Raw genomic sequence first — 11,017 nt, 5'->3', positions numbered from 1 at the left:
CCGCGGACCTCATCGGCGTCAGGGGGCCGCCGGTTCCCCTCCGGCCGCAGCGGGCCGGCTCCTCTCCGGCCTCAGCGGGCCAGTTCTTCCTTCAGAGCCAGCAGGAAGCCGTCCACGTCGTCCTCGGTGGTGTCGAAGGAGCACATCCAGCGGACATCGCCGGCCGGTTCGTCCCAGAAGTAGAAGCGGTAGCGCTTCTGGAGGCGCTCGCTGACATCGTGCGGCAGCCGGGCGAACACCGCGTTGGCCTGGACCTCGTGCAGGATCTCGACCCCGTCCGTCTCGCGGACACCGGCCGCGAGGCGCTGGGCCATGGTGTTGGCGTGGCGGGCGTTGCGCAGCCACAGATCGCGGGTCAGCAGCGCCTCCAGCTGCACCGAGACGAAACGCATCTTGGACGCCAGCTGCATCGACATCTTCCGCACATGCTTCATGTGCCGTACGGCGTCGGGGTTGAGGACCACGACCGCCTCGCCGAAGAGCGCGCCGTTCTTGGTGCCGCCGAACGAGAGGATGTCCACGCCCACCGCGTTGGTGAAGGCGCGCATCGGTACGTCGAGCGAGGCCGCCGCGTTGGCTATCCGGGCCCCGTCGAGATGCACCTTCATCCCGTAGCCGTGGGCGTGCTCGCAGATCGCCCGGATCTCATCCGGCGTGTAGACCGTGCCGAGTTCGGTGTTCTGGGTGATCGAGACGACCTGCGGCATGGCCCGGTGCTCGTCGTCCCAGCCGAAAGCCTGACGGTCAATCAACTCAGGGGTGAGCTTGCCGTCCGGCGTCGGTACGGTGAGGAGCTTGAGTCCGGCGACGCGCTCGGGGGCGCCGCCCTCGTCCACGTTGATATGGGCCGTCTCGGCCGCGACGACGGCGCCCCACCGGTCGGTGAGCGCCTGCAGCGCGACGACGTTGGCCCCGGTGCCGTTGAAGACCGGGAACGCCTCCGCGCTCTGCCCGAAGTGGCTGTGGATCAGCCGCTGGAGGTGGTCGGTGTACTGGTCCTCGCCGTACGCGATCTGATGCCCGCCGTTGGCGACGGCGAGCGCGGCCAGGATCTCCGGGTGCGCGCCCGCGTAGTTGTCACTGGCGAAGCCGCGGACCTGCGGGTCGTGGTGGCGTACGGCATCGGTCGTCACGGGGCGGGAGTCAGCCACAGGCGCTTTCCGTTCACATCTCCGGCGGGCTGGTCCCAGACACCGGCGATGGCCTCGGCCAGCTGCGCGACATCGGTGAAGCCCGAGAACTTCGCATTCGGACGCTCGGCACGCATCGCGTCGTGCACCAGAGCCTTGATGACCAGGACGGAGGCGGCGGTACGCGGACCGTCCTCACCGCCCGCCTTGCGGAAGGCGTCGCCGAGGGCCAGCGTCCAGGCCTCGGCCGCCGCCTTCGCCGCCGCGTAGGCCGCGTTGCCCGCCGTGGGCTTGGACGCACCGGCCGCGCTGATCAGCACATAGCGGCCGCGGTCGCTGCGCAGCAGCGCGTCGTGGAACGCGAGCGAGGTGTGCTGCACCGTGCGGATCAGCAGCCGCTCCAGCAGGTTCCAGTCGGCGACGGCGGTGTCGGCGAAGGTGGCGCCGCCGCGCCAGCCGCCGACCAGGTGCACCAGACCGTCGATACGGCCGAACTCTGCCTCGGTACGGTCCGCCCAGGCCCGGGTGGCCTCCAGGTCCAGCAGATCGACCCTCTCCCCGGTCACGGTGGCGCCGCCGTGCGCGTAGCGCGCCGCGTCCACCGCCTCGGCGAGCCTGGCGACGTCGGCGTCGGCGCCTACCACGGTCGCTCCGGCCTCGGCCAGCCTCAGCAGCGCCGCGCGGCCCGCCGGGCCCGCGGCCCCGGCCACCGCGACCACGGCTCCGTCCAGCGATCCCTTGCTCATCGTCTCCGCCTCCTGCCTGCGGGCGCTCACGCCGCTTCCCGCTGGGGGGTGCCCGCCGCGGTGATGCCCTTGGTCGAGGCCACCACACCCTTGAGCTTCTTGGCGAGTGCCTCATAGAACATGCTGAGCGGAAACTCGTCCGGAAGCACGTCGTCCACCAGTTTACGCGGCGGCAGGGTCAGATCCAGGGCGTCCGGACCCTTGGCCCAGCGCGATCCCGGGTGGGGCGCGAGATAGCGCGAGACCAGGTCGTAGCCGGCGAACCAGTGCACCAGCTTGGGGCGGTCGATGCCCGCCCGGTACAGGTCCTCTATCTCCGCGCAGAGCTGGTTGGTGACCTGCGGGGCGCGCTCCCAGTCGATCTTCAGGGTGCTGTCGGTCCAGCGCACCACGTCGTGCTGGTGCAGATAGGCGAAGAGCAGCTGGCCGCCGAGACCGTCGTAGTTGCGTACGCGCTCGCCGGTCACCGGGAAGCGGAACATCCGGTCGAAGAGCACGGCGTACTGGACGTCACGGCCCTGTCCGAAGCCGTCGGCGTCCAGTTTCACGGCCTCCCGGAAGGCCGTGAGGTCGCAGCGCAGCTCTTCGAGGCCGTACATCCAGAACGGCTGGCGCTGCTTGATCATGAACGGGTCGAAGGGCAGGTCACCGTGGCTGTGGGTGCGGTCGTGGACCATGTCCCACAGGACGAACGCCTGCTGGCAGCGCTCCTGGTCGGAGACCATCTCCCGGATGTCGTCGGGCAGTTCGAGCCGCAGGACCTGTACGGCGGCCTCCGTGACGGCGCGGAAGCGGGCCGCCTCGCGGTCGCAGAAGATGCCGCCCCAGGTGAAACGTTCGGGGGCCTCGCGGACGGCGATGGTCTCCGGGAAGAGCACCGCGGAGTTGGTGTCGTACCCGGAGGTGAAGTCCTCGAAGGTGATCCCGCAGAAGAGCGGGTTGTCGTAGCGCGTGGCCTCCAGGTCGGAGAGCCACTCCGGCCAGACCATGCGCAGTACGACCGCTTCGAGATTGCGGTCGGGGTTGCCGTTCTGCGTGTACATCGCGAAGACGACCAGGTGCTGGAGTCCGTCGGCGCGCAGGTCTGCGGGGTGGAAGGCGAGCAGCGAGTCCAGGAAGTCCGGGACGGCGAATCCGCTGTCGGCCCACTTGCGGAGGTCGGCGACGAGGGCCTCGTGGTACGCGGCGTCGTGCGGCAGCAGCGGCGAGAGCTGCTCGATCGCTCCGGTCACGCGCGCGAACGCGGCGTCGACGTCGTCACGGGAAGGGGCTCCGTCGGCCTCGAAGTCGATGGAACCGTCCTTCGACTGCCAGGGCCGGATCTCCTCGACGGCGTTCTTGAGCACGGGCCAGGCCGGGTGCTCGACCACGCGCGGGGTGTCCGATATACCGCCGCCAACCGTGTCCTGCACAAGAATTTTCGTCATGTCACTTCCTCCACAGCAGAACTTTCCGCCAAACCGCTGGGACACCGTATCCATGTTCGGAAGGCTCATTCAAGGCAGCCCTCAGGAGATTGTCCCGCTGAACCCCCGTGATCGCAGCGAATCTTCCTGTCTTATGCCCCGGAGGAAACCGCTTCCACCCTGCGGGGGCCGGAAAAACCGCACATCGGAAGATCTGTGGCAGAGGCTCCCGCCGACCGGAGGCGCGGGCCACGGGGGCGCCGCGGGGCGCGCGGACGAGGGGTGGATACGGAACGTTGGGCTGCGGCTCTGTCAGCTGGGTAGCAATGCCACGCGAGAGCCGCCGTCGACGGAAGCGAGAGAACCTTGAGTCTCCTCATCATCGGACATCGCGGGGTCATGGGCGTCGAGCCGGAGAACACCCTGCGCTCCTTCCGCCACGCGGAACAGGCGGGTATGGACGCCATCGAGCTCGACCTGCATCTGAGCAAGGACGGCGCACTCGTCGTCATGCACGACACGGACGTGGACCGCACGACCGACGGCAGGGGAGCCATCGCCGACCGGACACTCGCCGAGCTGCGTGAGCTCGACGCCGGGCAGGGCGAGCGGATCCCGGTCTTCGAAGAGGTGCTGGACGCGGTCCGCTCCCCCGTCCAGGCCGAGATCAAGGACGTGGCGGCGGCGCGGGCGCTCGCCGATGTGATGCTCCGGCGCGACCTGGCCGGACGGGTGGAGGTCTCCTCGTTCCACGACGAGGCGGTCCGCGAGATCGCCGCGCTCGTGCCGGGTGTACGGACCGTGCTGATCGCGAGCCGCTGGGGGCCCGACATCGTGGACCGCGCCAAGGCGGCAGGCGCGGCCACGGTGGCGCTGAACATCCGCAGGCTGACCCTGGAGACCGTCGAGAAGGCGCACACCGAGGGGCTGAAGGTGCTGGGCTGGGTGGTGAACACCCAGGACCATCTGCGGCTGGTCCGGGCCCTGGACCTGGACGGTGCGACCACCGACTACCCGGAGATCCGGCGCACCGGGCGGTTCACCGCCTGAGCGCCGCTGATGGGCCCGGGGGGCTACTGGGCCCGGGGGACAGGGAACCCGGCCGGGAGCGGCTTGACCAGCAGTTCGAACTGCAGGTCGTCGCGGAGCGGGATGCCGAACCGCTCGTCGCCGTACGGGAAGGGGTACATCCTCCCCGTACGGCGGTAGCCGCGCCGCTCGTACCAGGCGATGAGGTCGTCCCGTACCGAGATGACCGTCATCTGCATCTCGTCGGCGCCCCACTCCGTGTGCACCCGGCGTTCTGCCTCCGCGATGATCTGCTTGCCCAGACCCGCACCCTGGAGCGCCGGACTGACCGCGAACATCCCGAAGTAGGCCGCGTGGCCGCGCCGCTCCAGCTGGCAACAGGCGACCGGCTCGCCGTCGCGCTCCACCACCATCACCCTGCTCGCGGGCGACGCCAGCACCCCGCGCACCCCCTCAGGATCGGTGCGCCGGCCGTCCAGGATGTCCGCCTCCGTGGTCCAGCCGGCGCGGCTGGTCTCCCCGCGGTAGGCCGATTCGATCAGGGCGACGAGCGCCGGTACGTCGGCCTCTGCCGCGTCCCTGAAAGTGATCCGGTCGGGGGCGGTGTCCATGGGGTGATGTCTCCTGTCGAAGGCGGTCCCGGGCGGGCCGGAAGCGGGCCGGAGCCGTCCCGCCCGCCGCTGTCCAGACAGTAACGCGCCCGTGACGCGCTCCCCCGTGCCCCCCTGCGCTCGCGTGCGCTCCGCCGGGTGCGGGCATTGATGCGTCGGGGGCGGCCCGGCGGGCCGACGCGTCGGAGGGGGAGGTACGCCGTGCACGGATCAGCGATGTCCGGCTGGCTGCTGATGGCACTGTGCGTAGCGGCCGGCGGGTACTGCCTGCTGCGGATGCGCGGTGTGTCGCGGCGGGCACGGGCCGCCGCCGGGAGCGAGGCGCTGATGGGGTTCGGGATGGCGGCGATGGCCCTGCCGGCCGTGGTGGCCGCTCCCCCGGAGTGGGGGTGGACGGTGCTCGCCGCGGTCTTCGCGGTGAGCGGTCTGCGGGCGCTGTGGCGGCTGCGGAAGGGCGCGCGCCATCTGCATCATCTGGTCGGCTCGCTGGCCATGGTCTACATGGCGCTCACGATGACATCGGGGATGGCGGGCGGAGCGGACGGCGGCGCGATGGCCCCGATGGCCCCGATGGCGCACACGGCGCACCCGGCCGGCGGGGTCCCGCTGATCACCGGCGCGCTGCTTGTCTACTACGCCGGGTACATCCTGCGCGCGGGCGCGGCGCTGGTGCCCGCACCGGCGCCCGCGGCGGCCGCCGCCGGTGCGGGCGGCGGAGCCGGCGGCTGGGGCGCCCGTCCGGAGCTGACACTCGCCTGCAGGCTCGCGATGGGGACAGCGATGTTCGCGATGCTGCTGACGGTCTGACCCGGGCCCGGCGGGGGAACCCGACCGTGTCCTGTGTCACTTGCGGAGCCAGGCCATACCCCGGCGCCGCGCCGACTCCATAAACTGGCGCCCATGGTGGTCTCCCTGGCGCTGTTGCTGATCGGAGCCGTGGCTGCAGTTGCGGCACCACGGCTTCTGGCGCGCGCCCAGTGGCCCGAGCGGGAGCCGGTGGTGGCGCTCTGGGTGTGGCAGTGCGTGGTGGCCGCCGTACTGCTCTGCTTCGCCCTGGCGATGACGTTCAGCGCATCGGCCGCCTGGCAGCTCGTACGGGGCCATGTCTTCGCGCCCGCCCCGCACGCCGTCGTCGAGGCGTACGCACTCGGCGCGTACGCCCAGTGGTCGGCGGCGACCGCCACGGTGCTGGCCGCCGGCGGGGTCTGGACGGCCGTGATGCTCACCCGCGAGGTCCGCCGCGCACGGGCCGCACGCAGGCAGAGCCGCAGGGAACTGCTGGTGCGCTCCCCCGTCCTGCCCGGCGAGGAGCCGGGCAGCGAACGCCTCGTCGTCCTGGAGGGCGAGCGCCCCGACGCCTGGTGGCTGCCCGGCGCGGCCCCCCAGCTGGTCATCACCACGGCGGCGCTCCGGGGCCTGAAAGGCCGTCAACTCGATGCGGTGCTCGCCCATGAGCAGGGCCACGCCCGCGCCCGCCACGACTGGCTGCTGCACTGCTCGGCCGCGCTCGCCGTGGGCTTTCCGCAGATTCCGGTCTTCGCCGCCTTCCGCAACGAGATGCACCGGCTGGTGGAGCTCGCCGCCGACGATGTGGCCTCGCGCCGCTTCGGCCGGCTCACGATCGCGCTGGCCCTGGTCCAACTCAATGAGCACCGCGGTGTCTTCGGCCCCTGCCCGACCTCCGACGCGGAGCTTCCGCACCGCGTCGACCGGCTGCTGAGCGCGGCCCCGCGGCTCACGACGGGCCGCAGGCTGCGCCTCACCGCCGCCGCCTCCCTGGTGCCGGTCGTGCCCTTGCTTGTGGCGTTCGTCCCGGGGCTGCGCGCGCTCGGATAGCCCGGGGGCGCCGATGCCCGGCGACAGTCGCTGCGGCTGGGAAGGTAAGGAACACCCGTATGACGATCAAGGCCGTTCTCTTCGATTTCTCCGGAACGCTCTTCCGGATCGAGCCCGTCGCAACCTGGCTCCGCGCCACCGTCGACGAGACGGGTATCGGCCTGGGCCAGCAGGAACTCGCACTCCGTGCCGCAGAGTTGGCGGCGGCGGGAGCGCAGCCCGGCGGTCCGGAGCCACAGCGCGTACCGCCCTCGCTCGCCGGGCTGTGGGCCTCCCGTGACGAGAGCGCCGTACAGCACCGGGCCGCGTTCACGGGTCTCGCCCGGCAGGTCGCGCTGCCGGATCCGGCGCTGTACGACGCCCTCTACACGCGCCATATGACACCGGGCGCCTGGCACCCCTACCCGGACGCGGCCGAAGTGCTCAGCACCCTGCACGCCCGCGGGATCGCGGTCGGCGTGGTCAGCAACATCGGCTGGGACCTCCGGCCGGTGTTCCGCGGCCACGGAGTCGACCCGTATGTGGACCACTACACCCTGTCGTACGAGCACGGCATCCAGAAACCCGACGTCCGGCTCTTCCGTGCCGCCTGTGAGGCGCTGGGGCAGGACCCCGGCGAGACCCTGATGGTCGGCGACAGCCGTGACGCCGACGGCGGTGCCCGGAATCTGGGCTGCGCGGTCCATTTCGTGGACCATCTGCCCGCCGCCGAGCGCCCTGACGCGCTCCGGCCGGTCCTGGAGCTGGCCGGCTGACAGCAGGAGGTCCGGACCGGACGATCCCCCGCGTCGCCCGGTCCGGACGGATCCCGCGGAACTGCCCCTGACGGCACACTTCGCAGGATGCGCTGATTATAGTTGGCTGAGAGCCAGTCAACGCAGGAGTAAGCATGTCCCCGCGCAGCCCATCGGTCAATGAGGAGTTGCGGCGGCGCTCCCGCGAGCGGCTTCTGCAGGCCACAGTGGATCTTGTCGGTGAGCGCGGGTACGAGGCGACGACGCTGGCGGACATCGCCGACCGCGCCGGGTCCGCCCGCGGCCTCGTCTCGTACTACTTCCCGGGCAAGCGGTATCTGCTGCAGTCCGCCGTGCACCGCCTGATGCACCGCACGCTGACCGAGGCCCTGGAGCGGGAGCCGCGCACCGACGACGGTCAGGAGCTGCTGGCCAGGGCCATCGACGCGATCCTGGGGCTGGCCGACGACCACCCCGTGCTGATGCGGACCCACATGGCCGGAATCCTCCAGGAACAGGGGTTCGTACAGTGCCCCGAACAGCAACAGCTCGCCCGGGTCCTGCGCTCGACGGTGGCGCGGTACGGATCGCCCGACCCGGACACCGACTATCCGCTGCTGCGCGCCCAGCTCATGGGCACGGTCTTCGCCCAGCTGCTGCCGGGGGCGCCGATGCCGCACGCACGGCTGCGGGCCGAGCTGTTCCAGCGGTACGGACTCGACTGGAGGCTGGGCGTGCCTCCGGCCGACGGCCCCGCGTCATCTTCCTGACGGTCGCGGATCATGGGTGGCTGATCACGGGACGGCCGATCACGCCTCCCGCGCGGCCTCCGCATCGGCCGCGGCGAGGATCCCGTCCAGCAGGCCGGGGAAGACCGCTTCCAGATCATCCCTGCGCAGGACGCTCATCTTCGCGGTGCCCCGGTAGATCTGCCGGATCACACCGCTCTCGCGCAGCACCCTGAAGTGGTGGGTGGTGGTCGACTTAGTCACCGGAAGGTCGAACCGGGAGCAGGACAACTCACCGCCGTCCACGGCCAGTTCACGTACCACACACATCCGCATGGGGTCGGCCAGCGCATGGAGCAAGCCGTCCAGGCGGATCTCGTCACGCGCCGGATGGGCGAGCACACGGTTGCTCGTTGCGGTCGCCACGACGACTCTCCTCACCTCTGGGCCCGGACGGTTCCTGGGGACGGCCCACTTCCGGGAATTGTACGAGTTCCTTCGTAGTTTGACATTTACCGTACTACGACAGGTACCGTATTAGCCGTCCCCATGCCGTCGTGAATGGAGCCTCACGTGAGCGTCCTTTTCGAGCCGTACACCCTGCGGTCGCTGACCTTCCCCAACCGCGTGTGGATGCCGCCCATGTGCCAGTACAGCGCTGCCTCCGACGGCCCTCTCACCGGAGCCCCCAACGACTGGCACTTCCAGCACTACGGCGCCCGTGCCGCCGGCGGCACCGGCCTCATCATCGTCGAAGCGACCGCTGTCTCCCCGGAGGGCCGGATCTCCCCCTACGACCTCGGTATCTGGAACGACGCCCAGGTCGGAGCCTTCCGCCGCATCACCGACTTCCTCAGGAGCCAGAACACGGTTCCCGGAATCCAGATCGGCCATGCCGGCCGCAAAGCCTCGACCGACCGTCCCTGGAAGGGCGGCAAGCCGCTCGGCACGGACGAGTACGGCTGGCAGGCTCTGGCCCCGAGCCCGGTTCCCTTCGACGACGGGCACCCGGCACCCACCGAGCTGACCGTCGACGGCATCAAGGAGATAGTCCAGCAGTTCGTGGACGCCGCCCGCCGTTCCCTGGACGCCGGATTCGAGGTCATCGAACTCCACGGCGCCCACGGCTACCTCATCGGCGAGTTCCTCTCCCCGCACTCCAACCACCGCACCGACGCGTACGGCGGCTCCTACGAGAACCGCACCCGTTTCGCCCTCGAAGTCACCGACGCCGTGCGCGCCGTCTGGCCCGACGAACTCCCGCTGTTCTTCCGCATCTCCGCCACCGAGTGGCTGGAGGGCGGGGAAGGCTGGACCGCCGACGACACCGTCCGCTTCGCCGCCGAGCTCAAGGCCCATGGCGTCGACCTCATCGATGTCTCCACCGGAGGCAACGCCGCAGGCGTCCGCATCCCGACCGGCCCCGGCTACCAGGTCCCCTTCGCCGCCCGCGTCCGCAACGAAGCCGGCGTCCCGGCCGCGGCGGTCGGCCTCATCACGGAGACCGAGCAGGCCGAGAAGATCCTCGCCAACGGTGAGGCCGACGCCGTCCTGGTCGGCCGCGAACTGCTCCGCGACCCGTCCTTCGCCCGCCACGCCGCCCGCGAACTGGGCGCCGACGCCCACGTGCCCGACCAGTACCACCGCTCCGTCTGAGCTCCGGCCGGGAGGGCGCGCGCCGCCCTCTTGGCCCGAGCGGCCGGCGGGCCGGCGTGACCGCGGCTCCTCCCCCTCCCGGGGAGGGGCCGTCGGCTGTTTCCGGGGAGGCGCGGTCGGCCGTCTCACCCGGACGGCCCGCTTCGGGGCGTCCGGGCCGGGCAATGGATGGCCCGTCCTGCCCTGTCCTGCCCTCATGCCATCCGGAGGCATCCGTGCCCGAAATGAACGGCCCCTACAAGCCCGGCACCCCGTGCTGGATCGACCTGATGGTCCCCGACCAGCAGGCGGCCATCGACTTCTACCGCGACCTCCTCGGCTGGGAGGGCGAGATCGGCCCGGCCGAGCAGGGCGGTTACGCCGTCTGCACCCTCGGCGGCAGGCCCGTCGCGGGAATCATGAAGGCGATGGGGCCGGACGGCAAGGCTCCGGACCCGATGCCCCCGACCGTGTGGACCACGTACCTGGCCACCGCAAGCATCGACGCCACCGTCAAGGCCGTCACCGACGCCCGTGGCACGGTCCTCACGGGCCCGATGGACGTGATGGACCTCGGGCGGATGGCCCTCGTCTCCGACCCGGCCGGTGCTGTCTTCGGTCTGTGGCAGGCCGGCTCGTTCGACGGTGCGGGGATCGTCAACGAGCACGGCGCCCTCATCTGGAACGAGCTGAGCACGGACGACATCCCGGCCGCCGCCGCGTTCTACTCCGCGATCCTGCCGCTCACCACCGCCGCCGCCGATCTCCCGGGCGCCGAGGGGTATGTGGAGCTCAAGGTGGACGACCGCCCCGTCGGCGGGATGAAGGACATGACGAACCTGCCGCCCGGGACGCCCCCGAACTGGCTGTCGTACTTCAACGTCGACGACGTGGACAGCGTCCAGGCGGCGGCCGTCCGCGCCCAGGGCACGGTGCTGGCCCCGGCCTTCGACATGGCGGTGGGCCGCATGGCGGTCCTGAGCGACCCCCAGGGCGGTGTCTTCGCGGTCATCGCGCCTGGCACGCCGGACAGCCACTAGATGTACTGACCCGCGGGGTTGCCGACCCGGCTGACGGATTGCCGTCAGCCGCTTCCGGTGCGGCAGCGTTGGCGGTGGCGGTCGGTCGGTCGGTCGGTCGTCCAGCGGTACCGCTCATGGCC

12 protein-coding genes are annotated in these 11,017 nt (G+C 71.0%); 7 read left to right on the top strand and 5 right to left on the bottom strand.

Translation table 11 applies throughout. From position 1 onward, the window contains the following. Positions 1-71: 71 nt before the first annotated feature. Genes ACFXBC_RS27860 through ACFXBC_RS27850 form a run of 3 tightly spaced genes read right to left on the bottom strand, consistent with a single transcriptional unit; the run spans position 72 to position 3,303 of the window. Positions 72-1,151, bottom strand: a complete 1,080-nt coding sequence (locus ACFXBC_RS27860; protein ID WP_385030179.1) for a threonine aldolase family protein — start codon at positions 1,149-1,151, stop codon at positions 72-74. Continuing rightward, positions 1,130-1,876 carry an SDR family NAD(P)-dependent oxidoreductase gene (locus ACFXBC_RS27855; RefSeq protein WP_385030192.1) on the bottom strand — a complete coding sequence of 249 codons (747 nt, stop codon included), beginning with the start codon at positions 1,874-1,876 and terminating at the stop codon, positions 1,130-1,132. Before ACFXBC_RS27855 ends, ACFXBC_RS27860 begins: the two co-directional genes overlap by 22 nt. A 26-nt stretch (positions 1,877-1,902) precedes the next feature. Further along, complete coding sequence (locus tag ACFXBC_RS27850) at positions 1,903-3,303, bottom strand: DUF6421 family protein (RefSeq protein ID WP_385030176.1); 1,401 nt, start codon at positions 3,301-3,303, stop codon at positions 1,903-1,905. 378 nt (positions 3,304-3,681) lie between these two features. Between ACFXBC_RS27850 and ACFXBC_RS27845 the strand changes: the two genes are divergently transcribed. Next, a complete protein-coding gene (locus tag ACFXBC_RS27845; RefSeq protein ID WP_385030189.1) occupies positions 3,682-4,332 on the top strand; it encodes a glycerophosphodiester phosphodiesterase in 651 nt (216 codons plus the stop codon). A 23-nt stretch (positions 4,333-4,355) separates the two neighbouring features. Here the strand turns inward: ACFXBC_RS27845 and ACFXBC_RS27840 are convergent, their stop codons facing one another. Further along, positions 4,356-4,922, bottom strand: a complete 567-nt coding sequence (locus ACFXBC_RS27840) for a GNAT family N-acetyltransferase (protein ID WP_385030173.1) — start codon at positions 4,920-4,922, stop codon at positions 4,356-4,358. Positions 4,923-5,123: 201 nt separating this feature from the next. Between ACFXBC_RS27840 and ACFXBC_RS27835 the strand changes: the two genes are divergently transcribed. From ACFXBC_RS27835 to ACFXBC_RS27820, 4 genes are all read left to right on the top strand, one after another. Continuing rightward, a complete protein-coding gene (locus ACFXBC_RS27835; protein ID WP_385030170.1) occupies positions 5,124-5,729 on the top strand; it encodes a DUF5134 domain-containing protein in 606 nt (201 codons plus the stop codon). 93 nt (positions 5,730-5,822) lie between these two features. After that, the gene (locus ACFXBC_RS27830; protein ID WP_385030167.1) at positions 5,823-6,758 is read left to right on the top strand and encodes a M56 family metallopeptidase; all 936 of its coding nucleotides are present in this window, start codon (positions 5,823-5,825) and stop codon (positions 6,756-6,758) included. A 65-nt stretch (positions 6,759-6,823) separates the two neighbouring features. Then, the gene (locus tag ACFXBC_RS27825) at positions 6,824-7,513 is read left to right on the top strand and encodes an HAD family hydrolase (protein WP_385030186.1); all 690 of its coding nucleotides are present in this window, start codon (positions 6,824-6,826) and stop codon (positions 7,511-7,513) included. A gap of 134 nt (positions 7,514-7,647) precedes the next feature. After that, positions 7,648-8,262: a TetR/AcrR family transcriptional regulator gene (locus ACFXBC_RS27820; protein ID WP_385030164.1), complete on the top strand. Its 615-nt coding sequence runs from the start codon at positions 7,648-7,650 to the stop codon at positions 8,260-8,262. Between the two features lie 39 nt (positions 8,263-8,301). On the opposite strand, the gene ACFXBC_RS27815 is transcribed toward ACFXBC_RS27820, so the two are convergent. Continuing rightward, the gene (locus ACFXBC_RS27815; RefSeq protein ID WP_385030161.1) at positions 8,302-8,646 is read right to left on the bottom strand and encodes an ArsR/SmtB family transcription factor; all 345 of its coding nucleotides are present in this window, start codon (positions 8,644-8,646) and stop codon (positions 8,302-8,304) included. A 147-nt stretch (positions 8,647-8,793) separates the two neighbouring features. On the opposite strand from ACFXBC_RS27815, the gene ACFXBC_RS27810 reads away from it, so the two are divergent. Both ACFXBC_RS27810 and ACFXBC_RS27805 read left to right on the top strand, forming a co-directional pair. Beyond that, positions 8,794-9,876, top strand: a complete 1,083-nt coding sequence (locus tag ACFXBC_RS27810) for an NADH:flavin oxidoreductase/NADH oxidase (RefSeq protein WP_385030158.1) — start codon at positions 8,794-8,796, stop codon at positions 9,874-9,876. A 224-nt stretch (positions 9,877-10,100) separates the two neighbouring features. After that, entirely contained in the window at positions 10,101-10,895 is a 795-nt protein-coding gene (locus ACFXBC_RS27805; RefSeq protein ID WP_385030182.1) for a VOC family protein, read from the top strand. Positions 10,896-11,017: the final 122 nt, after the last annotated feature.

Source organism: Streptomyces sp. NPDC059398, assembly GCF_042751845.1.
GTDB lineage: Bacteria > Actinomycetota > Actinomycetes > Streptomycetales > Streptomycetaceae > Streptomyces.
Note: the sequence above shows the minus strand (reverse complement) of the source record. Positions and strands in the feature narration are given on the sequence as shown.

Bases quoted from the DNA above. Each gene is read 5' to 3' on its own strand.
- ACFXBC_RS27855 (WP_385030192.1), bottom strand. From the start codon at position 1,876: ATGAGCAAGGGATCGCTGGACGGAGCCGTGGTCGCGGTGGCCGGGGCC.
- ACFXBC_RS27850 (WP_385030176.1), bottom strand. From the start codon at position 3,303: ATGACGAAAATTCTTGTGCAGGACACGGTTGGCGGCGGTATATCGGAC.
- ACFXBC_RS27845 (WP_385030189.1), top strand. From the start codon at position 3,682: ATGGGCGTCGAGCCGGAGAACACCCTGCGCTCCTTCCGCCACGCGGAA.
- ACFXBC_RS27840 (WP_385030173.1), bottom strand. From the start codon at position 4,922: ATGGACACCGCCCCCGACCGGATCACTTTCAGGGACGCGGCAGAGGCC.
- ACFXBC_RS27830 (WP_385030167.1), top strand. From the start codon at position 5,823: ATGGTGGTCTCCCTGGCGCTGTTGCTGATCGGAGCCGTGGCTGCAGTT.
- ACFXBC_RS27820 (WP_385030164.1), top strand. From the start codon at position 7,648: ATGTCCCCGCGCAGCCCATCGGTCAATGAGGAGTTGCGGCGGCGCTCC.
- ACFXBC_RS27805 (WP_385030182.1), top strand. From the start codon at position 10,101: ATGAACGGCCCCTACAAGCCCGGCACCCCGTGCTGGATCGACCTGATG.